The sequence below is a fragment of the Quyinboa ferrireducens genome, from assembly GCF_042436675.1.
Lineage (GTDB): Bacteria > Bacteroidota > Bacteroidia > Bacteroidales > UBA5342 > JBHJHP01.
In genome coordinates, this window is sequence record NZ_JBHMVA010000013.1 from 118,958 (window position 1) to 142,884 (window position 23,927).

Below are 23,927 nucleotides of genomic sequence, written 5' to 3' on the forward strand. Positions count from 1 at the left end.
TTTTTTTTATTTTAAAAAATCTGTCAGAAGCTTTTCCGCTTTTACTTTAGCCTGTTTCAGGTCGTCGTTCACAATAATAACGTCGAATTTATCCGCGTATTTTAATTCCTGTTCTGCTTTGGCAATACGTTTTTCAATGGTTTCTGCATCATCTGTAGCTCTTGCTTTTAGTCGGTTTTCAAGTTCTTTTACCGAAGGGGGCTGAACAAAAATTGCTAGTGCCCTGTCGCCATAAAAGGATTTTATATTTAATCCGCCTACTACGTCAACATCGAAAATAACATTGTTGCCGCTTTCCGTAATGCGCTCAACTTCTGATTTTAATGTACCATAACAGGTATCTTTATAAACTTCTTCCCATTCCAGAAAATCGCCCGAATCAATTTTTGTCCTGAACTCTTCCGGGCTTAAAAAATAGTAATCTTTCCCGTGTTTTTCCGTCCCTCTTGGTTTTCTGCTTGTGGCTGAAATTGAAAATTCCAGTTTGAAATTCTGGTTCAATAAGTGTTTGACAATGGTTGTTTTGCCTGAACCCGAGGGAGCAGAAAAAATGATCAGTTTGCCGTTTTGCATTCTATAACACGTTTAATACCTGTTCTTTAATTTGTTCCAGCTCGTCTTTCATTTGAACCACCAGTTTCTGAATATTGTGGTGATTTGCCTTGGATCCTAAGGTATTTATTTCCCGGCCGATTTCCTGAGAAATAAACCCCAGTTTTTTACCCGAAGATTCTTTAAGATTCAGTGTTTCAATAAAATAATTCAGATGATTTTCCAGTCTCACTTTCTCTTCACTGATATCGAGCTTCTCAATATAATAAATCATTTCCTGTTCAAACCGGTTTGGGTCAAACTCCATGGAGGATCTCAGATCATTCAGGTTGTCTGTTATTCGTGCACGTACTCTTTCAATTCTTTCTTTTTCATATTGGGGTACTTCTTTGTGCAATGACCTGATGTTTTCAATTTTTTCAATCAGATGTTCTTCCAGTGATTTTCCTTCCTGAATTCTGAACGCAATCATCTGTTTCAGTGCTTCCTGAAGAGCGGTTAAAATGGTATTCCATTCTTCGTCATCAATTTCTTCAATTTCCGTTTTCAAGGCATCCGGAAGACGTAGTATGGTTGAAAACAGATCCTCAGGAACCGGTACGTTGCAGGTTTTTGAGATTTCCTGTATCTGGTTTTTGTAGTTTTCAAAAATATTGGGATTAATGACAGTAGATGTATCATTTCCCAGATTTTCAACATACAAAAACATATCAACCTTACCTCTCTGAAGTGTTTTTGAGATGGTGGATCTGATCTCAACATCCTTATCCTTATATATCCCCGGAATTCGGGTGTTAATATCCATCTGCTTGCTGTTAAGCGATTTTATCTCAATGGTTATGTTTTTGTCTTTTAATTCACAAACGGCTTTTCCGTAACCGGTCATCGATTGAATCATATATCTCTTTTTTCGTGATGTGCAAATGTACTAAAATAATGTTTGCGGGGCGATTAACCTAATAAATCAGGGTTTTTCAACAAGTATTCATAAAGCAGAACGTCCGGTGAAGTAAAATCGTAATTTCTAAATTCTTCAGAATGACAAAAACGGTAATCAGCATGCTCCCTTAATAAAATCTTTCCGTCATAACCGCTGCATATAAAAGGAATCAGCTCTATGGTTGAGCCGTAAGCAAAATGCCGGATTTGTTTCCTTGGTTCGATGCTTATGTTTAGTTCTTCCTGAATTTCCCGTATAATGCACTCCTCTTCAGTTTCTTCCGGTTTTATTTTTCCCCCTGGAAATTCCCACTTGCCAGGATTGTTCATTTGTGGTCCTCGTTTACAAATTAGGACTCTATTATCATTTACAATAATGGCGCACGTTACCCTGATCATACATTTCAGGCTTTATAGAAGACCGCCATAGTCCAGTCCGATTTAGTGTGATGATGATGGTAAACCAGATTATTTTTTTCGGCTTCTTCCTTGATAATATCAAGATCAGAAAGGTAAAATCCGCTAAACAGTATCTTTCCTCCGGACTTTAATACACGCGAATAGTATTTCATATCTTCCAATAGGATGTTGCGATTGATATTTGCAATAATCACATCAAACTGCCTGTTCCCAAGTTTTTCTGCTCCACCAAGTAATACTTTAATTCCATCAACATTGTTAATGGCAATATTTTCTTTAGTGTTATTATAAGCCCACTCGTCAATATCAATGGCTGTAAGATCCGAACTGCCTCGCATAGCTGCAAGAATAGCCAGGATTCCGGTTCCGCAACCCATGTCCAGCACAACTTTGTTTTGCAGATCAGTTTCCAGGAGTTCCTCAATCATCAGGTATGTTGTGGCATGGTGTCCGGTTCCGAACGACATTTTCGGATCAACCAGAATTTCATATTCCGCTTTTCTCTGAACAGGATGAAAGCTGCTTCTAATTAAACACTTATCGCCAATTCTGATAGGTTGAAAAAAGTTTTTCTCCCATTCCTCGTTCCAGTTCTTTTCTTCCAGCTTTGAAACTTCGAAACTTAATTTTTCTTCAACGGGCAAGTCACTTATGACGTCCGCTATCTCATTTTTTGTTGCTTTATTATCAGAAATAAAAGCTCTGAGTTGTGTGTCTTCCTCAATAAAACCTTCAAAACCGTAATCAGATAATAACGCGATCAAAATTTCTGTTAATGTATTGTTAGTAACAGGTATGTTAATTTTTACATCAAAATTTCCCATGCTGCAAAGTATATCTTAATTTCGTTGCAAAATTAGACAATACAATTGTTTTCTGGCAGATGTTGAGACAAATTCGTGAATTAATCATACTATTTTTAATCCTTTTTTCGGTCCAAAATTTTAATGCGCAGCAAAATTTTCCACTTCATCCGGTTGAAAATTCTGATCGGATAGACTCGCTTATTTCAACTCTTAGCCTTGAGCAAAAAATAGGGCAATTGTTTTTTATTGATGTGCAGAGTACTTCGTCGGAAAAGGAAAGGCAGCAACTTATTAAACAGGTTGAAAAGTATCATCCTGGAGGAATACTGTTCATGCAGGGCGCACCATCGGCACAGTTAAATTTGATGAAGGATCTGAACGGTATTTCCAAAATTCCACTGTTTTATTCTATAGACGGAGAATGGGGAGTCTCTATGCGGCTGGATTCTGTAACATGGTTCCCAAAACACATGATGCTGGGAGCCATACGTGATAACCGTATTGTGAAGGAAGTCGGTTACGCCATTGGGCAGCAGTGCCGTGAAGTTGGGATCAATATAAATTTTGCTCCTGTTCTTGATGTGAACAGTAATTCAGCAAACCCGGTGATCAACATACGCTCTTTTGGAGAAAATCCAAGCCGTGTGGCAGATAAAGGATATGCTTATTTTTCAGGAATGCAAAATGCCGGTGTGATGGCTGTAGGAAAGCACTTCCCTGGACATGGTGATACAAATCTCGATTCGCATCATGATCTTCCTGTAATTAATAAATCGTTACAGCAATTATCCCAAAATGAATTAATTCCGTTTAAAAAGGCAATTAATCTGGGAATTGAAGGGATTATGGCCGGCCATCTTTTGGTCCCTGCAATGGATTCAACAGGATTACCTGTTTCGCTTTCTAAAGAGGCGCTGGATTATTTGAGACACGAACTTCATTTCGGAGGACTGATTTTTTCTGATGCATTGAATATGCGTGCGGTAGATGACAGATTTGATCAACATTATTTAAAGGCTTTTATGGCAGGGAATGATGTACTTTTATTTCCTGCTGACATAGAAAAAGCGGTAAATGAAATAAAGGCTGGCGTTTCAGATAGTATTATAACAGAACAGGAAATTAATACACGGGTCAAACGAATTCTCATTGCTAAAAATAAATATCTTATTGATTCGGTACCTGATAGGTATGATGAAGAACAGGATTATCTGCGATTTAGAAATACATTGGATAAGGCGGTAAGGCATGCCGTTACATTAGTAAAGAATGAGAACCGGATGCTGCCGTTTTCTACAGATAACCACAGGCAGGCTCTGTTGGTTACAATTGGTGGGACATTTGATCAATTTGGTGATATGTTGAACCATTACAGGCAGTTTGATCAGGTTAATCTTGATATCAACAGCCCTGAGCAAATCAATAAGGTTTTATTGAAAGCTTCAGGCTACGATGACATAGTGGTGGCATATACAGGAAATATTTTTTCAGTAGCAACAAATTACGGATTTAATAATAAAGTTCAGGATGTACTGCTGAAACTGCCATCGCAAAAAAATATTTCATTGGTATTGTTTTCAAATCCCTATCTTTTAAAAGGTCTTAAGGAATCCTTGCTCAAACGGTTTGGGTCAATTCTGGTAGCATATGAGGATAAACCTGAAATAGAAAAGGTGACAGCGCAGATTATTATGGGTGGTTTGCCGGCAATGGGAATGCTTCCTGTATCAGCGGGGCCGAAATTTCCTGAAGGAATGGGTTTGTATACTACAAAAATACGTTTGAATTATGGTTTTCCTGAAAATGAAAAACTTAATAATGACACCCTTGATCTGATTGATTCGCTGGTTTATAGTGCCATTCAAGACAAAGCGATGCCTGGTTGTCAGGTACTGATTGCAAAAAACGGAGAGATTGTTTTTGATAAATCGTATGGATATCAAACATATAAAGAAAAGGATACTGTTGTTTGGAATGATTTGTATGATTTGGCATCAGTAACAAAAATAGCTGCCACTTTACCGGTGGTGATGCATTTAAATGAAACCGGAAAGCTGAACCTTGACATGAAACTCAGGGAATTTGATCATTTATGTACGGATACCTTCAAAAGCGATATTTCTATACGCGAATTGTTGTTGCACCAGTCCGGACTGAAGCCTTACATCCCTTTTCATTATATGATTGTTAATACCGATAATTTAAAGGATGGACTTTTTAGCCGGCGAAAGACATCGGTTTTTAATATACAGGTAGGAGAAGGTGTTTATGTGAACCGTTATGCGAAATTTAAGGATGGATTTGTGAGTAAAAGAAAGGATGCAGATCATTCTATAGAAGTGGTTCCGGGGATGTATATGTTCGATGCCATTAAGGATTCAATCTATACATGGATCGACACAAGTGATGTAGATTCTACACGTAGTTACCGTTATAGTGATCTGAATTTCTATTACCTTGAAAAGGTTGTGGATTTTGTAACGCACTCCACACTCGATGTTATTGCTGATTCCATGTATTATAGTTCTTTAGGAATGAATAACACGATGTTCAGACCGATACAGCAGGTTGATCCGAAAAGAATTGTCCCAACCGAAGATGATCATTTTTTTCGTAAACGTTTATTAAGAGGTTATGTCCACGATCAGGCTGCGGCAATGGTAGGCGGTGTGGCCGGTCATGCAGGTCTTTTCTCCAATGCCACTGATATGGCCAAATATGGCCAAATGCTTTTGAATGATGGCTGGTATGGAAATACGCACTATTTTAAATCTTCAACCATAGATTATTATACACAAACCGGTAACCAGCTTAACCGGCGTGGATTAGGATTCGATAAGCCAGAGCCGGATACCTCAAAAGTTAGTCCGGCGTGTTTGTCGGCATCGTTAAAAAGTTTTGGTCATTCGGGATTCACAGGAACTTATGTGTGGATCGATCCTCAATATCAGATTGTATATGTGTTTTTGTCGAACAGGGTAAATCCTGATGCATACAATAATAAGCTGGTAGATGAAAACGTACGGACCAATATTCAGCAGAAAATCTATAATGCCATGTTGCCATGATCCAAAAGAATCTGCAACATATCATGGTATATCAGCATGAGATCTTTAATGATTTTCCTGAGTTGATTCAGATTACTACAACCAGGATGGGAGGTTACAGCTCGCCTCCGTTTGATGCATTAAACCTTGGCGAAAATACGGCTGATGATCCGGAGCTGATAGAAAGGAATACTGCATTGGTAAAGTCAGATGTTTCCTTTTTAGCGAGATTGGAACAATATATTTTACCGGTTCAGGTGCATGGGAATAATATTGTAACGATAAATGAAGATTTTCTGAATAAGGATCAGGAGCAAAAGGAATTACTTCTATCATCCTGTGATGCATTGATTACATCCTTACCAGCTGTTTTCATTGGTATAAGAACCGCGGACTGTGTGCCGGTTACGGTTTACAACAAACATTCCGGAATTATAGGTGTAATTCATGCGGGGTGGCGTGGTATTGCCAAAGGCATAATTGGGAAAACCTTAAAAATGATGGGCGTTGAACATTCGCCTGAAAATCTCTTTTGTGGTATTGGCCCTTGTATTGAAAGAGATAATTATGAAGTAGGGCAGGAGGTGATTGATGAAATTGAGAAGGTCTTGCCAGGAGAATCAGTCTGGTTCATACAAAACGGAAGCTTTTATTTTGATTTAAAGAAAGCGGCACGTATTCAAATAGAACAGGTAGGTGTTTCGGGATCAAATATAGAGAGTTGTACATTTTGCACATGGAAGAACAATACTGAATTTTATTCGTATAGAAAGGAAAATGGAAATACAGGCAGGTTTTTGACCGGTATGATGATAAAATCTTAAAATCGATAACAATGGATTATACTCCTGACAAAACAAGGTATGAGAATATGGTTTATAACCGAAGTGGCAAAAGTGGTGTGTTGCTGCCGGCTGTTTCGCTCGGGTTATGGCATAATTTCGGTGGGGTGAATGACTATAGTAATGCAAAAGATATTATCCGTACAGCTTTTGACAGAGGGATAACGCATTTTGATCTGGCTAATAATTACGGTCCTCCATACGGTTCGGCGGAAGAAACATTTGGAAGAATTTTAAAAGAAGATTTTCATCATCATCGGGATGAATTGTTTATTTCATCTAAAGCCGGTTTTGATATGTGGGACGGGCCTTACGGAAACTGGGGCTCGAGAAAATACCTTATGGCAAGTCTGGATCAGAGCCTGAAACGTATGGGGCTGGATTATGTGGATGTATTTTACCATCATCGGCCCGATCCGGAAACTCCACTGGAAGAAACTATGCAGGCTTTAACAGATATTGTTCGTTCAGGCAAAGCATTGTATGCTGCCATATCCAATTATCCGGCAGAACAAGCCGCAAAGGCCTTTGAAATTTTAAAGGAGAATAAAACACCCTGTCTGTTGCATCAGGCTAAATACAATATGTTTGTGCGATGGGTAGAGGAAGATCTACTGGATACGGTTGAAGCGCACGGTGTTGGGTGTATCGTCTTTTCTCCTCTGGCTGAAGGTTTGTTAACCAATAAATATATTACTGGTATTCCGGAAGGATCGCGGGCATCAAAAAATTACGGCCATTTGCAGAAGGAATGGATTACGGAAGAACGGATTAAAAAAGTAATTAAATTAAATGAGCTGGCTACCAGCCGGGATCAGTCGCTTGCGCAGATGGCTTTAGCCTGGTTACTGAAAGATCACAGAGTCACCTCTGTTTTAATCGGAGCAAGTTCTGTTGGACAGTTGGAGGATAATCTAGCGGCACTTAATAACCTCAGTTTTTCTGCGGATGAACAGGAACTGATAGAATCAGTTTTGGATAATAAAAACGAATATTCAAAGAATTTATAAAATCGTCCACCTTTGAAACAGGGGTGCGGAGCGAGGGATTTGAAACAAATAAAAAGAAGATTTAATAAACAACAAACGAGGGCTTCTCTTTAAGAGAAACCCTCGCTCATATTTGTCAGAATTATTACTTAACAATAGCTACATTATCTTTTCTGTTCACCATATTCCGGTGATGGCCATTTACATCCATAGTCTTTATATGACAAACTGCACAATTATTATAGGTGCCTATTGTCCCCGCCATATCCTGATACTGCAAGGGCTGCATATTGTCCCGTTGTTTTTCATAAATATTTTGCGCCCCATACACTGCATGGGTTGAGCCGTGGCAGGAAATACACATCACGCCATTATTGTCCGTGCGGTTGCGATACAGATCGTTAAAGCTGGCAGCCCACTTGTTGAAGGCGGTTCCGGTATAACCATCCTGGTTAATATTGAAGTTAGTATGGCAACCTTTACAATCCGGTTCGTTTAACCAGGGCGTACGAGGGTTAATGCTGGCTTTGTCAGCAGCAAAATATGGCTCCAGGTTTTTAGCAAGAACTTCTGCCTGCTTAATGTTTTTCTGTGCTGCCAAAAGACTTAAGGCGTGATCCTCAATCCTTCCGTGGCAATTGGTGCAATTTATGCCCGTTTCGGTATGCCTTCCCCGGTAACAGTTTGTGTTTCCTGTTGTCGCTGACGGGTGGCACATATTACACGACGTGTTGTCCATATTGGCTAAATAATTGGCATGGAAACCGTGTACGGCAGACGAAAAATTTAGAATGCCATCCTGTCCTTTTGCGCCCACTGCCGGGTCGGCGTGGCAGGATTGACACAGTTTTGGATGACCGTTTTCTGCGTCAGCCAGTAAGGTTGTTCCATTATGTCTGTCGTGAGCAGCAAGAATATTTCGTGATGTTTCATTTGATACACCTGATATTCCGTTCCATGCAAAATCGCCACCATGGCAGTTTTTACATCCCATTTCTGTGGACGTCGGCGTAACCGCTTTTGTTGTCACCAGTAATTCACCGGTATTTTTGTCGATTGCCCGTATGGTGAACATCGGGTAAGGGCTGTAGATATTATCCTCGCGGTATGGAACCACCGGGATGAAATCTGCTGCAAAGTGGTTGCCATGAACATCCATGGTATCTTTAACGGTCTTTCCGGCTAAGCCTTTGCCTAAAGGAATATCCACTCCGAAAATTTCTTTCGAGTATTCCCAGAATGAAGGATGCGTTTTCTCGGGATGCGCATGCATAGGTTCTGCCTCGTACAGCAGTTCAACACCTTCTGTAACAACCTGTGGTACAGCACCACGTTTAAAAAGTTGTGCATTCAGTGTGTTAGCGGGAGGAAGGAATGAAAAATATTTTTCATCATCAGAGATACAGTGCATGCCGAGGTCATTCCATACCAACAATACATATTCATCCTTTTTGGGGTCAAAGGGAGGTACTTCTGTTGTGAGTGGAGTGGGTATGTACGGTTTAGAAACTGAAGTTGTTTTGCCCTGGATATCCTCATAAATATAAGCAGCTAATGCATCTTTTTCCTTTTCGGTTCCTACAAACGGAGGCATGTATGTGTTCACTTTTCCCATTCCTGTTAATTGTGCAACAAGCCCGCGTTCCGTTAAGCGATTTGTCCTGGATTTAATACCATTATAATTATCAATGGTATGACAGGACATGCACTGAATACGGAAAATTTCGGCACCGGCCTGAAGCTTATTGTCATTGGTAACTTCTTTTATTTTGGACCATTTAGCAGAAGCTAAAAAACCGGTTTCATTTATTTCAGGAATATCTTCGGGATGAATGCCATTGGAATACATATAGTCATATAATACGTATGGTTTTCGCGCTATTTCGCGCATGTATTCAAACCCGGACATCCAGCCCAGACTAATTATTACCAATGCAAATGCCAGGAGCTTTTGAAGAAAACTATTCATCTTTACGATAGTCAGTAAGCCAAGTCCGAACAAAGCTATGGAAGCATAAATGAGAAGGCTGATGAAGACGCGGCTTTCAGGATTAACATGAAACAGATTTCTGAATGATTCTTCACTGATTACGGTTGAATAATAAAATCCGGTTAATGCCAGAATTACCAATGGAATGTACATCCATTTGGCACTATACCGGAATACACGGGTTCTTAACTCCTTGTCTTTTAAAAATGATCCGGTTACCAATGCAAAGACACCGGCAAATGTTACCGCTATAGCTGTTCTGAATAACAAACCTGGTAAAAAGCTGGGATTGAAGAATCCAAGCCAGAAACTTCCGGTTTCAATCCATCTTCCGGGTGTTAGCATGAATCCGAGGATGCCATTGATGATAAATAAACTTAACCATGCAAAAATGAAATAAAGCCATCCGATGATCATATGGTTTTTAGGATGCATTTTATCGAACCGGTAGTGATAAATAAGCAGCGCCACAATTTCCCCAATAAAAAATACCCATTCTATAGCCCAGCCAAACACAAAATTATGGATCAGGGCCGATGTAGCACCCGGATTTACCAATGAGATGATGAACCAGATGCCGACTCCGGAAACACCTCCAAACACCATGGTCAGCAGCATGAAAAAAGACGTATGTTTTTTAACGTATTGCAACATACCGGAATCATTTGATTTTATGGCTTTGCGTTCAGTCATTACCAGGAATAAACCGCCGCCAACGGCAAGATGGGCTACAACTACATGTAATATTGCAATGATTGCGATGAGCAGACCACCGCCAATATTTGGGAGATACCAAATTGGATAATTCATGATTTTTTGATTTTAGGTTCAACAGCAAGCTTGTACATATAGAATAACAGGAACAAGCCCAGAATAAAAACAAGCAAAAATGCAATAAGCGGAGTGCTTTGGTGTACATTTTCAAGTTGTGATGGTTTGAAAATTCCGTCGAGGTAAGTATAGCGGGCAATCTCACGGACAACTGCCATTAGTATCACCTGGAACAATCCCTGAATTAAAGCAGGAATCAGTTTCCCGCGCATGGCGAAAATGATGATAAGTAATGCTGATATTAATACCAAAATCATGAGTATGGTGGCAACAATGTTCTGTCCCATGAATGCCATGGTAACATTTTTTGGCAATGCCAGCCAAAACCAGATGCCAAAAATGAACTGTATCATGGTGGCAAATCCGAATATTCTCAGATTCTTTTTTATGCCTTCTTGTTTTTCTTCCTGCTCTGCTTTTTTAAAGAATCGTATCCAGACAGCTTTTCCTAAACCGGCAATGGCTACTGCAGCTGTTATAAAATGCAGGTAACGCGGCCAGAACGATGGATCACGAAGGTTCAGCAGGGTTCCTCCCGAATTGTCGTTGTAGGCACTCCATTTGTCCGGTTGAATAGAAAAGGTGGAGTTGTTGACAAACATGAACCCGATATACAGAATGAGTAATGTGGACAAGATGAGCATTGCTTTTCCAAAGGTAGAATTGGTGTCCATTCTTCTTGAAAAGATATAGGCACCGTAATAAGCCAGAATTAAAATCGGAATAATCATGATCCAGTAAACCGACATCATGACCGAACTGGAATAAAAGAAGTTTCCGAACAGCACCTGCACAAACAGTAGTGGAGGTACCCCTAAGTTGATTGTAAGTGCAATCAATGTAGGAATGTGTTGGGATTCCTTGTCAATACTCTTCCCTCGTACCAAATCGCCAATGGCCAGAAGACTTCCTCCTAAAACCAGGTTCATCAGTAACAAATGAAGTACAAATGTAAACGTTAACAAAATCTGAAACCAAACCCAATGTACGGGTAAGGTATCCGGGGTGGGGATAACATCATTTAACATAGTGAGAGATCTAATTGATTGGATTAAAATTAGTGAAATAAAACTTCTGAACCAAACAAATTTATCTCATTTTGAGACTGATAGATGTGAATCCTGTATGATAAGTACTTATTTGAAAGCTGTAATGCCTTTTAATGCATTGCCATCTTTGTCGAAAAGGCTTCTTCCAATGAACCAGACCTTAGAGTCAGGAATGTACAGGCCATCCGGTTTCCAGTAAAAAATTCCCTTAACCTTTGGATATAGTTGCGCAATACTATCCAGCGTGACAAGAAAATCATACTGCCCTAGTTCTGTCGGTGGGAAGGGTTGAACATCCATCACCCATTCCTGTGGTTCCGGGTAATGCCCGTTGGCATAGTATGCTGTTTCAACAATTACTATATCGTGTTCGTCATTATTCGATAACCACGTGAGGTTTTCCTCAAGGTCTTGAAAAGTGCCGTGCCACCATGGGTAATAACTTAGTCCGATGAGGTCAAATTCAATTCCGTGCGCTTCAAGGTTGTCAAAAAAGTATTTTGTTTCGGCCTGATCGCCTCCGCGATCGATATGGATCATTATCGGAATTTTCGTATCTCCGCTGGCATCTTTTATTCCTTTTATTCCCGCCGCTAACAAGGTGCAAAAACTGTCCCAGTCTTCTGCAGAATCCTGATAGATTTTCCCATCCGGCCAGATCATACCGTAGGTTATTTCGTTTCCGGGTTGAACCATATCCGGCAACACTCCGGCTTCCTTCATAGCCAGAATAACTTTTTTGCTGTACGTATAAACGCTGTCCGTCAGGACATCAAATGGCAGTCCTTCCCAGGCTTTTGGTTTGTATTGTTTTTGCGGATCTGCCCATGTGTCGGAGTAGTGAAAATCCAGTAATAATCTCATTCCTGATGCTTTAATCTTTTTTGAAAGTGCAATGGTGTAGTTCAGTGAATTGCAAACAGGTCCTTCCATATTTGGTGTATGAAATAACCTGACACGACCATAGTTGTAACCGTTTTGTTTAAAAAGTGCAAGGGCATCTACCGGCTTACCCTTATATTTATACACACCGCCAAGATCTTCCATTTTCTTCAGGATGGAGAAATCCCCTCCGTACATGAACGCATCAGCTTGTTGTTTTGGTTCAGATGTACAAGATGCAAAAGCGATTATTATTAACAATATATTGATTAAAGATTTTGAAGTTTTCATTGCATGTAAATTATAAGAAGGTTTTTCATAAAGTACTGTTTATCTTCAGAGATTAATTCAAGACATAAATTCCTAATTCAATATTCGTCAATTTAAATTTAGCATTTCGCTTTGTTTTATAATAAACAGAGTTTAAAAAGCACATGAAAAAAGAATATAATTTATTCCCATACTACATGTACGGTAAAACTATACTCGTTCAATACCATGTCAAAAGAATCAGGATATCCATTATTTCTGTGATATTCCATAGATCCTATTAATCCTCCTACAAATTCATAACTGGCAGCATCAATATCGTATATATTCACAAAGAACCCTTTATCGAATTTGGTAAACGTGTACTCAATGTCAAAAGAGTAAGTTTTGCCGCTGATGGCATCATCATGAAAATTACTGCTTTGTGCAAACTCTGAATCTCCTTCTGTACCTGCAATGACAAAAATATCAGGATTTGATCCGGGATCATTATCCCAGGTTTTTCCATCTGCATTTGTTGCCGGAAAGTTATTGACATCTATGCTTGTTACCTTCATTTTTGTTGCCTTGCCGGGAATGTTGATTGTTTTGGTGTTTTTTGTTTCACCACCGGCACCTGAAACAGTTAGCGTAACAGTGTGGATGCCTTCCGTTAATGTTTTTGTGACGGTTTTCCCCGATATAGTTTGATTATAGCCAAAATCCCAGGAATAGGTCTCAGCGTCAGTATAATCAGCTATAAAGGTGACTTCAACTGGTGAAAAGTTTTGAGACAGCGTATATGTGAAATCTCCGGCAGGTTCCTGCTTCTTTTCGCAACTCAACAGTGAAAGGAAAGCTAATAACGGAAGCAGTATTTTAGTTTTTTTCATAACAAGGGGTTTAAGATCTTAAACAGGGAGTGAATATAATAAAATTATGAATATAGTCAATCAGGATTATCCCCTTTGGTTGGTGATCTCCAATCGGAGAAGCTCGAAAGACAAATGAAGAATCGTTATAAAAGCGGATGTATCCGTATACTGTCGTCATAGCTTTAGCATAGGCGCTTGAAGCCTGCTTTATGGTTGCCTGGTGAAAGAAAGAAATGAGAAATAAAAAAGGCCACCTTCGTATTGATAAAATGGTTATGGGATTACCTTCCTTCAGTCGGTGATCCCCTGGAGTGGGAGATATTCAAAACAAAAGCCTTTAAGGCATAGCCTTAAATCCATTTTCATTTTAACCTTCCCTCAAACAAGTTTGATGAAGTCTAAAATAAAAAAGCCCAGGCATTTTGCCAGGGCTTTTGTTTTGCGGAGAGAGAGGGATTCGAACCCCCGGTACCTCGCGGTACAACGGTTTTCAAGACCGCCGCATTCGACCACTCTGCCATCTCTCCAAAAAATTGATAAGAATAGGTTTCAGTATCGTTCCTGATTTTTACAGGAACACCAACTTAGCTATTTCTTAATCACAATAATTATACTATCCCGCTTAAATAGCGGTGCAAAAATAGAAGAAAAATCAGTATGCGCAAAACTAAAATTCTAAATTTTTTTCTGTGATTCTTATTTATAAATAAGTAATCGATTTGTTATGCGGACGTAAAAGTTTTTTAATATTGATTATCAGTAGATTAATAATGTTATTTTAATAATATACTTTTTTGTTTTTTGTTAAAAAAATGCCGTATCTTCGTGTCAGTTATTTAATAGAAGTTCTTAGTCCGATTTCCTCTTTTATACAGAATGAAAACCCGTACTATCCTGTCTATTAGTTTTTTCAATTATTTTATTTTTTATTTTTTTTATGATGAATATTTTTATTGCAAAGTTAAATCCTCAAACAACAGGAGAGGATTTAAATGAAGTTTTTAGCGAGTATGGTGAAGTAATCTCTGCTAAAGTTGTTATGGACCGCGAAACCGGAAATTCTAAATGTTATGGTTTTGTAGAAATGGCTAATGATGATGAAGCAACAACAGCTATTGACCAGTTAAATGAAGCTACTCTAAACGGAAACGAAATTGTAGTTAAAAAGGCTAAGCCAAGAGAAGAGAGAAATGATCGGAGAGGTGGTGGTCAGAGAAGAGACCAGAAAAGGTCTTTCAGACCATACAACAGAAACTAAAACATTTAAGCGGGCGCTGCCCGCTTTTTTTATGCCTGTTAAAAAAGAAATCTTTTCAGCATATCTGTTGCTTTATTCATATTTCCGAATTTTCGGGAAAAACAACACGCTTTAGGCTAATCTGAAAGTCTGAATTGGTTTACTTATATTTACACATGAATTTTTTAGCGCATCTTTTTCTGTCTTATCCTAATCCGGAAGAAATGACCGGTAATTTTATGGGAGATTTTGTGAAAGGGAGGAATTATTTGAATTACCCCATGGAGATCAGGAATGGTATTCTGATTCACAGGGCAATTGATCATTACACCGATCAGCACGGAGAAGCAAAGAAACTTATTACCGCACTAAGGCCAATATATAAAAGATATGCCGGTGTAGTATCTGATATTGTGTTTGATCATATTCTGGCAAGGGACTTTAATAACTGGTCAGAACTGGGTTTAAACAACTTTTCGGAATACACGTATAATATTCTTTCAGATAACAGGGATGTTTTGCCTGAAAGAGTATCTTTTATTTTAGACAGAATACGAGAATCCCGCCGGTTGCAAATGTATGCGTCACTGGATGGAATAAGGAATTCTTTAGATATTATGTCGAACCGGACTTCGCTTCCGGATCATACAGATGAATTGATCCGGTTCATAAGAGAGAATGACACATTTATTACAGAAACTTTTAATGCTTTTTTCCCTGAACTGAAACGCTGGGTAGAGATAAAGAGGAAGGAACTGGATGGCAAAGACAGTTAAGAAGCAGATGGGAAGGTAAGTGTAAAGGTGCTGCCTTTGCCTTTTTTGCTGGAAACTTTTATGCTTCCTTTGTTTTTGGTGACAAACTCTTTGCAGATAATCATTCCAAGGCCGGTTCCGGACTCATTTTCTGTTCCGGGCGTGCTGAAACCCTTGTTTAAACTAAACAGCAGAGCAGTCTTTTCTTCATCCATCCCCACACCATTATCTTTTACACTAATATTGATCTTGTTGCCTGAAGTATTTGAATTCAATTCAACTTTCCCTCCCGGAAATGTATATTTAATGGCGTTTGAGATAAGGTTTCTAAGAGATGTCTTTAACATATCCTCATCGGCAAAAATGTACATATCTGATTTGCAGCTGGATATAAATTGGATTTTTTTCTTTTCGTAAACCGGTCTGAAAATATCTTCCATAAGTTTAATAAGATCACAGACTTTTATTTTCACAGGATTATAAACAATTTTGTTCATTTGCGACCTGGTCCAGATCAGAAGGTTTTCTATAAACTGATACGTTTGTTCCCCAGATCTTTTAATTGTTTTTATGTAGTTTCTTCTGGTTTCATCGTTCAGTTCAAAATATTCATCATATAATAGTTCCGAAAAACCAAGAATTGCTGTAAACGGCGTTCGGATGTCATGTGCAATAATTGAAAAAAAGCGATTTTTTTCTTCATTTATGGTCGACAGCTCCTTGTTTTTTTTCAGCAGTTTTGTTTCGTATTTTATAATATCATCAATGTTCTCAATGATCCCGAACATCTTAAACGGTTCACCTTCAGAGTCCCTCTCAAGGTCGGCAACAAACTTAACCCATCCCTTTCCGGCAGGCTGAGATGTGATATGAAGCGTTTGATTTAGTTTCCGGTCACTTTTAAAACATTTATCCAGTTCTGACTTTAACTCATCAATTCCATCGGTGTCGAATAGTTTCATAAAAGAGTCAAACTTTCCGTCAAAACTATGCTTCCCAATGTGGAGTATTTCTGTTACATGATCGGAAATATATATATCACCTGTTTTTATATTCCATTCCCAGATGCCAAAATTTGCAGCTTGTTCAGCAAGTCTTAAACGTTTCGCATTCTGGTTGGTATGTGCCTGATCCCAGCGCGTTTGGTTTATCTTTTCCAGACATATAATGCCGGATGTTTTGTTGTTATGATACGCAATCGTTCCTGATGCCTCAAGAAATACCTTTGTGGTGTTTCTGTGCTGAAGACATATTTGGTAGCTGTTGAAAATAAGTTTTTTTACGTGCCTTATCAGCCTGTAGGTCTTTTGTATCTCTGTTCTGTGAGCTGGATGTATAAATTCCAGAAAAGGTCTGTTGATGATTTCAGAAGAACTATAGCCTAGGTATTCAGCAATTTGTTCTGTAACGAAAAGTACCTTCCCATTTTCCTCCATTAAAATTTCTAATCCGTTTTCCTCAAAAAAGGATTTTGAAATAGTATTGTTGTTATGGTCGGTAATTTCGGGCATAAATTAAAGTTTTAGCTTATCAAATTTAAAAAAATTAATCGACATTAGTTTGATATTCAGTTTGGCACGTATCAGTTAAAACGAAAAACCTTCATCATATATTTGTTATGTAACATTTTTCGTAAATCTATTTGTTAAAAAGCTGGCAAAAAACAATCTATCTGTTATTTTTGTAGGCATTTGACAAAAAACTGGAATTTCTTTTTATATCCGTTTTAAATAAGGAAAAATTTCATTAATATATTGCCAGTAATTATGTTTCATGTAATTTTGCGATCTGTTCATTAAAAACGATAATAATTCTAAAAATTGATATGTATGGCTAATGTTTTTAGTTCTTCAATCGGAAGAAAATTTCTGATGAGTATATCAGGTCTTTTTCTTATTTTGTTTCTGATTGTGCATTTAACAGCGAACTCGTTTCTGATTCTGGACTGGGCGTTCGGAACAGAAATAGGGCAGATGTTTAATGCGGCTTCACATTTTATGGCTACAAATCCGTTAATCAAGGTTGTTGAGCCTGTTTTAGCGCTTGGGTTTGCTGTTCATATAATCTATTCTCTGATTATTTCATTCCAAAACATGAGAGCTCGTGGAAACCAGAAGTACCAGTCGGGTAATAATACAGAGGGAGTAGAGTGGGCATCAAAAAATATGCTGGTGTTGGGCATCGCAATATTTGCTTTCCTGCTGGTTCACTTGTATGACTTTTACCTGAAAATGAAAGGCTATTTACCGTGGCATGCGGCAGAAGTGGAGTTTCCTTTCTTCGGACTAACAGCAACCGGTGAAAATGCATATTCGTTGGTAAACGCTACATTTAGCCAGCTTTGGGTTGTTATTGTATACGTTATTGGATCAATTGCTCTGGCCTTTCATATGGCACACGGATTTTGGTCTGCTTTCCAGACTATCGGTTGGAATAATACTTTATGGCTGAAAAGATTACGCGTGATCAGTCTTGTGGTAGCATGGATCATAGGTGGTGGGTTTAGTGTAATTGCAGTTGTTCAATACTTATTCTTTTAGTAATCAGAAAAATTAGTTGCTATGGCAAAAAAGATAGATTCAAAAATTCCACAGGGGCCATTGGCTCAGAAATGGAGTAATTATAAAGCACATCAAAAGCTGGTTAATCCTGCCAATAAAAGAAAGCTTGATGTTATTGTGGTTGGCACAGGTCTGGCTGGCTCTTCTGCAGCGGCTTCACTTGGTGAGATGGGGTTTCAGGTTAAAAACTTTTGCATTCAGGATTCACCAAGACGTGCTCACTCAATTGCTGCACAGGGAGGTATTAATGCTGCCAAAAACTATCCAAACGATGGAGACTCTGTTTACCGGTTGTTTTATGATACGGTAAAAGGTGGTGACTACAGGGCCAGGGAGGCTAATGTTTACAGACTTGCTGAAGTAAGTAACAGCATTATTGACCAGTGTGTAGCGCAGGGTGTTCCTTTTGCACGTGAATATGGAGGTTATCTGGATAACCGATCATTTGGTGGAGCTCAGGTAAGCCGTACATTCTACGCAAAAGGGCAGACAGGACAACAGCTTTTGCTTGGGGCCTATTCTGCATTAATGCGTCAGGTAAATGCAGGAACCGTAACAATGCACACCCGTTCAGAAATGGTGGAGCTTGTAATTATTGATGGTAAAGCAAGAGGTATTATAACCCGGAATCTTGCGACAGGAAAGCTGGAACGTCATTTTGCTCATGCAGTGGTAATAGCAACAGGAGGATACGGTAATACTTTTTTCCTCTCAACCAATGCGATGGGATCCAATGGTTCTGCAGCCTGGATATGTTATAAAAAGGGTGCATATTTTGCAAACCCTTGTTTTGCGCAAATCCATCCAACCTGTATTCCTGTTCACGGACATTTTCAAAGTAAACTGACCCTGATGTCTGAATCGTTGCGTAACGACGGACGAATTTGGGTTCCAAAGAAAAAGGAAGATGCAGAAGCTGTACGTGCCGGAAAACTGAAGCCGGTTGATATAAATGAGGAAGATCGGGATTATTATCTGGAAAGAAGATATCCTGCATTTGGTAATCTGGTTCCCAGGGATGTAGCTTCAAGGGCCGCAAAAGAACGTTGCGATGCCGGTTATGGTGTTGGTTCAACCGGATTGGCAGTTTATCTCGATTTTAAATCTGCCATTGAGCGATTAGGTGAGGATACAATTAAAGCAAGATATGGCAATCTTTTCCAGATGTATGAAAAGATTGTGGATGATAATCCATATGAAACGCCGATGATGATATATCCTGCCATTCACTATACTATGGGTGGTATCTGGGTTGACTATGAATTAATGACATCTATTCCGGGACTTTTCTCAATTGGTGAGGCAAACTTCTCAGATCACGGTGCTAACCGTCTTGGTGCTTCAGCATTGATGCAGGGTCTGGCTGACGGATATTTCGTTTTACCATTCACCATTCAGAATTATCTGGCCGATGAAATTCACGTTCCAAGAATGTCTACGGATCTACCTGAATTTGAAGAGGCCGAGAAATCCATCAACGAGCGTATTGAAAAACTGATGAATATTAAAGGTAAAAAATCAGTTGATACCATACATAAGGAACTTGGTTTGGTAATGTGGGATTTTGTTGGAATGGCCAGAAATAAGAATGGCCTTGAGGAAGCCATTAAAGATATTCAGGAAATTAAAAAGGAATTTTGGACAAACGTCAGAATCCCTGGTGATGTTGAGGACTTCAATACTGAACTTGAGAAGGCTAATCGTTTAGCTGATTTCATAGAAATTGGGGAGCTTATGGCTCGCGATGCTTTGAACAGAGAGGAGTCTTGTGGAGGTCATTTCAGAGAGGAATACCAGACTGAAGAAGGTGAAGCCTTAAGACAGGATGATAAATATAAATATGTTTCTTGTTGGAATTATAAAGGAGATGATAAAGAACCGGAATTGCTGAAAGAAGATCTGGTTTATGAGGAAGTGGAAGTAAAAACAAGAAACTACAAATAATTTAAGTTGATACGTAATGGAGAAGACAATTAACTTAACACTGAAAGTATGGCGTCAGAAAAATGCCAAAACCAAGGGTAAATTTGAAACATTTCAGTTAACCGGAATTTCAACGGACAGCTCATTCCTTGAAATGATGGATATATTGAATGAACAAATCATAAACGATGGTGGAGAACCCGTTGCATTTGATCATGACTGTCGTGAGGGAATATGTGGGATGTGCTCGCTCTATATCAACGGCCGTCCACATGGACCTGATGATGATGTAACAACCTGTCAGTTGCACATGCGTAAATTTAAAGATGGTGAAACAATTACGGTTGAACCCTGGCGTTCAGCAGGATTTCCTGTAATTAAAGATCTTGTTGTTGACAGATCAGCATTTGATAAGATTATAGCAGCCGGTGGTTATGTATCTGTAAGTACTGGTGGTGTGCCTGATGCGAATGCTATTCCCATTTCAAAAATTGATGCAGATGAGGCTATGGATTCCGCTTCATGTATTGGATGTGGTGCGTGTGTAGCAGCTTGTAAAAACGGTTCAGCTATGTTGTTCCTGTCCGCTAAAGTCAGCCAGTTTGCCTTACTGCCACAGGGTAAGGTTGAGGCTAAAAGAAGAGCTAAGGCTATGGTGGCTAAAATGGATGAACTTGGATTTGGAAATTGTACAAATACCGGTGCTTGTGAGGTGGAATGTCCAAAAAATATTTCAATTTCAAACATTGCCCGTTTAAACAGGGAATTCCTTAAAGCAAAGTTCAGAGATTAAGAAATACATATATTTTTTAAGAAGGTCGATCATTTTTTGATCGACCTTCTTTGTTTTAAAATAGTCTGTATTTTAACTTTCAAACAGCATGTATTAAAAGGAATTTGAATTTTAACATAATTCGTGTTTTATTCAGACAATTTTATTTAAAACTGGAACGTTATTGGAGTGAAAATTAATAATACTTTTTCTGCAAAGAGTGTATATTTTTTTAAAAATAGATTGATAACAGGAGGGATAGAATGAGGAGAAAAGTTAAAAAATATTTCAAAAACCCAAATTGCAAGCCTGAAAACGGCGATTTCCTATATGTTTATTAACATTTTTAACAAATTATAATACTTTGTATCTTGTGTTGCATAAGAACTAATTTAGTTCTATATTTGTCCGTTGCCAATTTTAGTGTTTTATTTACACTCATTGAATTTGACAAAATAAATTGCAACTTTTTAACACAACACTAATTGAAAAATATGAAAAAACCCAAATTTACTCTTCTGTCGCATGTGTTTTATGCGGTTTTTCCGAGATTTTAAATTGGGGCTTAAATTAAAATTTTATTATACGATGAAAAGAAATTTTAAGAATCATCTTTTTCGGTACCTGATATTAATATCTGTATTAGTATCCGGATCTTTGGGTTTCATGTCGTGCAAGGATCCATACATATATGATAATAAGGAACCGGATTGGCTTGGAGCAAGTATCTATGATTATTTAAAAGAGAATGGTAATTACACGAATTATGTGAGAATTATCGAGGATGTGGGGTATACAGAGGTTTTGAGAAAAACCGGGAGTAAAACGTTGTTCGTTGCTGATGATGATGCTTTTGCTCGTTTCTATCAGAATAACGAGTGGGGCGTTGCCAGCTATGCCGATTTAAGCCATACGCAAAAAAAGCTTATTCTTAATTTCAGCATGATTAATAATGCCTACCTTATTGAAACGTTATCAAATTATTATAATGGAGAACTTAATAAGGGGCAGGCAATCAGAAGAGAGACTGCTTTAACTGCCGTAGATACCGTTTACTTTGATAAAGGAGATGAACTGCCGGATACTAAGCAATGGGAGCCTTATAAAGCGCGTGGAATACACCTGTTTAAAGACAATACTGCATCTCCTCTGGTTCATTTCCTTGAAAAGCAGCTAAGTTATGCAGCTATTACAAATGAAGATTTTTATTTGATTACCGGTAAGGAACGTCAGACCAATGATGCATATATTTTTGATAAAAAAGTTATTGAGCGTGATATTACCTGTAAGAATGGATATATAAATGTACTTGAGGATGTGCTCATTCCTCCTGTAAATATGGCTGAATATCTGATGAAGGACTCCCGGACTTCGGAGTTCTCATCTTTGCTGGAAAGGTTTTCAGCGCCTTATTTCGACGGTGAGAACACAGATCGTTTTAATAATATTGATTATAACGAACAGAACAACATTCATATCGATTCCATTTATGCAAAGGAATACTTCTCTGTAAACGGAGGAAGAGTTAGATATCCAAATGGGAGGCTTATTAACACGGATCTGTTGCTGCCTTACAATCCGGGATGGAACAGCTATACGGATATGATTAACGGAACATCATTGCAGGCCGACATGGGAGCAATCTTTGCACCGACTAATGATGCAATGGATCACTACTTTAATGTAGGCGCAGGTAAAATCCTAAGGGATCGTTTTGGGAGCTGGACTAATGTTCCGGATGATATAACTGTATTATTTCTTCAAAGACATCTTAGGACTTCCTTACTGGCTTCAACACCAAGCCGTTTTGATAAGATGACGGATACTGAAAACTCGATTATATATGCCGGAAAAGATGATATTGTAGATACATATGTGGGCGTTAACGGTGTAGTTTATATAATGAATAATGTTTATCCGCCAGATGATTATATTTCGGTTTATGCACCGGTTTTATTCAGCGAGAAAACAAAAGTTTTCAACTGGGCAATCCGCCAGAACGACTTTAGGTTATATCTCAATTCTTTGATCAGCCGGTACAGTTTTTTTGTACCTACAGATGAATATCTTAAAAATTACATTGACCCTGTTGCTTTTGCAAAAGATAAAAAAGGAGCACTGCAGTTCCGGTATGACGAAGAGGAACAAACTGTTTTAGCCACAGTATATGCGTATGATGCTACTACCAATACTGTAGGTGACTCCATTGCATCAATTGAGGATCCGGATTTCATCTCTAACAGACTGTTAGACATGTTAAATACTAACATCGTAGTAAACGGTGTTGAAGATGCTGATGGATATTACCTGACAAAAGGGGGTAATGTGATAAAAGTTGAAGGAGCCGGCTCCGGAATGAATATGATTGTTCAGGGAGGTGGTGATATTGAAAGGAATGATGAAGTACATATTGTAGACAATTTTGAAGTGGAAAATGGTTATACCTATTTTATAGACAAACCAATTCAAACACCTACCAATTCAGTGTACAAAACACTAAGTGAAAAGCCTGAGTTCAGCGCTTTTTTTGAATTGCTTTCTGGTTTTCCTGAATCTTCAAACTCTGTCTTTTTTGTAAAAAGAACCAATTATTTCGGTATCGACTTCACTGTAAAATTCTTGAATACTTTTAATTATACCATTTATGTGCCAACAAATGATGCTATTGCTAAAGCAATTCAGGATAGCATTATACAGCCATGGGATGATTACGTCGTAGCTCCCGGGGATACAATAAAGGGAATAAATTCTATTGATGGAACAGTAGATAGAAATGAGGCAATGGTTAAACTGGAACGTTTTCTAAGATATCACTTCCAGGATAATTCCGTGTTCATTGGTGGAAAATCTGTGGATGAAGTTTATCAGTCATCTACCATTAAACAGAATGGTGGATACTCCCTGTACAATACCTATAAAAATAAATATTATAAAATTGGTGTTGTGGGTGACGGATCATATTTGAATTTAACAACAGAAAGTGAAGCTGCCAGAGGAACAGTTAGTGCATCGGTTATAACGCAACCGGGTTTATATAACTTACTGGCAAGAGATTATATTTTTAATGCAGATCCGCAGACATTAAAAGAGGTTGATGGTACCGGTGCTTCAGGAGCAGCCTTTTCAACATCACAGATTTATACTTCTGCAACTGCTGTAATTCATCAAATTGATAACGTATTGAGATTTGAAACAAATGAAAATTAAT

At 38.5% G+C, this 23,927-nt stretch carries 18 protein-coding genes and 1 tRNA gene; 9 read left to right on the forward strand and 10 right to left on the reverse strand.

The genetic code is table 11. The annotated features are described in order from the left end of the window. Window positions 1-6 precede the first annotated feature (6 nt). From gmk to prmA, 4 genes are read right to left on the reverse strand one after another with little or no spacing between them, the layout of a single operon-like run. Window positions 7-573, reverse strand: a complete 567-nt coding sequence (gene gmk / locus ACE01N_RS16520; protein ID WP_380591451.1) for a guanylate kinase — start codon at window positions 571-573, stop codon at window positions 7-9. 1 nt (window position 574) lies between these two features. Then, window positions 575-1,450 (reverse strand): YicC/YloC family endoribonuclease, encoded by an 876-nt coding sequence (locus ACE01N_RS16525; protein ID WP_380591452.1) that lies wholly within the window; start codon window positions 1,448-1,450, stop codon window positions 575-577. Between the two features lie 53 nt (window positions 1,451-1,503). Next, window positions 1,504-1,890 (reverse strand): (deoxy)nucleoside triphosphate pyrophosphohydrolase, encoded by a 387-nt coding sequence (locus tag ACE01N_RS16530; RefSeq protein ID WP_380591454.1) that lies wholly within the window; start codon window positions 1,888-1,890, stop codon window positions 1,504-1,506. 5 nt (window positions 1,891-1,895) lie between these two features. Continuing rightward, on the reverse strand, window positions 1,896-2,735 hold the full coding sequence (gene prmA / locus ACE01N_RS16535; RefSeq protein ID WP_380591456.1) for a 50S ribosomal protein L11 methyltransferase: 840 nt from the start codon (window positions 2,733-2,735) through the stop codon (window positions 1,896-1,898). A gap of 59 nt (window positions 2,736-2,794) precedes the next feature. Here prmA and ACE01N_RS16540 point away from each other — a divergent pair, with 59 nt between their 5' ends. Genes ACE01N_RS16540 through mgrA form a run of 3 tightly spaced genes read left to right on the forward strand, consistent with a single transcriptional unit; the run spans window position 2,795 to window position 7,616 of the window. Continuing rightward, the gene (locus ACE01N_RS16540) at window positions 2,795-5,785 is read left to right on the forward strand and encodes a serine hydrolase domain-containing protein (RefSeq protein ID WP_380591458.1); all 2,991 of its coding nucleotides are present in this window, start codon (window positions 2,795-2,797) and stop codon (window positions 5,783-5,785) included. Further along, entirely contained in the window at window positions 5,782-6,588 is an 807-nt protein-coding gene (pgeF, locus tag ACE01N_RS16545) for a peptidoglycan editing factor PgeF (protein WP_380591460.1), read from the forward strand. Before ACE01N_RS16540 ends, pgeF begins: the two co-directional genes overlap by 4 nt. 11 nt (window positions 6,589-6,599) lie before the next feature. Next, complete coding sequence (mgrA, locus tag ACE01N_RS16550; protein WP_380591461.1) at window positions 6,600-7,616, forward strand: L-glyceraldehyde 3-phosphate reductase; 1,017 nt, start codon at window positions 6,600-6,602, stop codon at window positions 7,614-7,616. A gap of 124 nt (window positions 7,617-7,740) precedes the next feature. Here the strand turns inward: mgrA and ACE01N_RS16555 are convergent, their stop codons facing one another. The 5 genes from ACE01N_RS16555 to ACE01N_RS16575 form a co-directional block, all read right to left on the reverse strand. Then, a complete protein-coding gene (locus ACE01N_RS16555; RefSeq protein WP_380591463.1) occupies window positions 7,741-10,395 on the reverse strand; it encodes a cytochrome ubiquinol oxidase subunit I in 2,655 nt (884 codons plus the stop codon). After that, window positions 10,392-11,444 carry a hypothetical protein gene (locus ACE01N_RS16560; protein ID WP_380591465.1) on the reverse strand — a complete coding sequence of 351 codons (1,053 nt, stop codon included), beginning with the start codon at window positions 11,442-11,444 and terminating at the stop codon, window positions 10,392-10,394. The genes ACE01N_RS16555 and ACE01N_RS16560 overlap by 4 nt, the downstream gene beginning before the upstream one ends. A gap of 108 nt (window positions 11,445-11,552) precedes the next feature. After that, complete coding sequence (locus tag ACE01N_RS16565; protein WP_380591467.1) at window positions 11,553-12,638, reverse strand: glycoside hydrolase family 53 protein; 1,086 nt, start codon at window positions 12,636-12,638, stop codon at window positions 11,553-11,555. Between the two features lie 161 nt (window positions 12,639-12,799). Next, window positions 12,800-13,489 (reverse strand): PKD domain-containing protein, encoded by a 690-nt coding sequence (locus tag ACE01N_RS16570; protein ID WP_380591469.1) that lies wholly within the window; start codon window positions 13,487-13,489, stop codon window positions 12,800-12,802. Window positions 13,490-13,913: 424 nt separating this feature from the next. Next, window positions 13,914-13,998 (reverse strand) — tRNA-Ser (locus ACE01N_RS16575). A 410-nt stretch (window positions 13,999-14,408) separates the two neighbouring features. Here ACE01N_RS16575 and ACE01N_RS16580 point away from each other — a divergent pair. Both ACE01N_RS16580 and ACE01N_RS16585 read left to right on the forward strand, forming a co-directional pair. After that, complete coding sequence (locus ACE01N_RS16580) at window positions 14,409-14,729, forward strand: RNA recognition motif domain-containing protein (RefSeq protein WP_375728595.1); 321 nt, start codon at window positions 14,409-14,411, stop codon at window positions 14,727-14,729. 155 nt (window positions 14,730-14,884) lie between these two features. Beyond that, entirely contained in the window at window positions 14,885-15,484 is a 600-nt protein-coding gene (locus ACE01N_RS16585; RefSeq protein ID WP_380591471.1) for an acyl carrier protein phosphodiesterase, read from the forward strand. Here the strand turns inward: ACE01N_RS16585 and ACE01N_RS16590 are convergent. Beyond that, window positions 15,481-16,974 (reverse strand): sensor histidine kinase, encoded by a 1,494-nt coding sequence (locus ACE01N_RS16590; protein WP_380591473.1) that lies wholly within the window; start codon window positions 16,972-16,974, stop codon window positions 15,481-15,483. The genes ACE01N_RS16585 and ACE01N_RS16590 overlap by 4 nt on opposite strands. Before the next feature lie 318 nt (window positions 16,975-17,292). On the opposite strand from ACE01N_RS16590, the gene ACE01N_RS16595 reads away from it, so the two are divergent. The 4 genes from ACE01N_RS16595 (at window position 17,293) to ACE01N_RS16610 (ending at window position 23,926) form a co-directional block, all read left to right on the forward strand. Then, window positions 17,293-18,003, forward strand: a complete 711-nt coding sequence (locus tag ACE01N_RS16595) for a succinate dehydrogenase cytochrome b subunit (protein ID WP_375728592.1) — start codon at window positions 17,293-17,295, stop codon at window positions 18,001-18,003. 21 nt (window positions 18,004-18,024) lie between these two features. Further along, on the forward strand, window positions 18,025-19,968 hold the full coding sequence (locus tag ACE01N_RS16600) for a fumarate reductase/succinate dehydrogenase flavoprotein subunit (RefSeq protein WP_380591476.1): 1,944 nt from the start codon (window positions 18,025-18,027) through the stop codon (window positions 19,966-19,968). A 16-nt stretch (window positions 19,969-19,984) separates the two neighbouring features. Further along, window positions 19,985-20,740 carry a succinate dehydrogenase/fumarate reductase iron-sulfur subunit gene (locus tag ACE01N_RS16605; RefSeq protein WP_375728590.1) on the forward strand — a complete coding sequence of 252 codons (756 nt, stop codon included), beginning with the start codon at window positions 19,985-19,987 and terminating at the stop codon, window positions 20,738-20,740. Window positions 20,741-21,307: 567 nt separating this feature from the next. Further along, a complete protein-coding gene (locus tag ACE01N_RS16610; protein WP_380591478.1) occupies window positions 21,308-23,926 on the forward strand; it encodes a hypothetical protein in 2,619 nt (872 codons plus the stop codon). Window position 23,927: the final 1 nt, after the last annotated feature.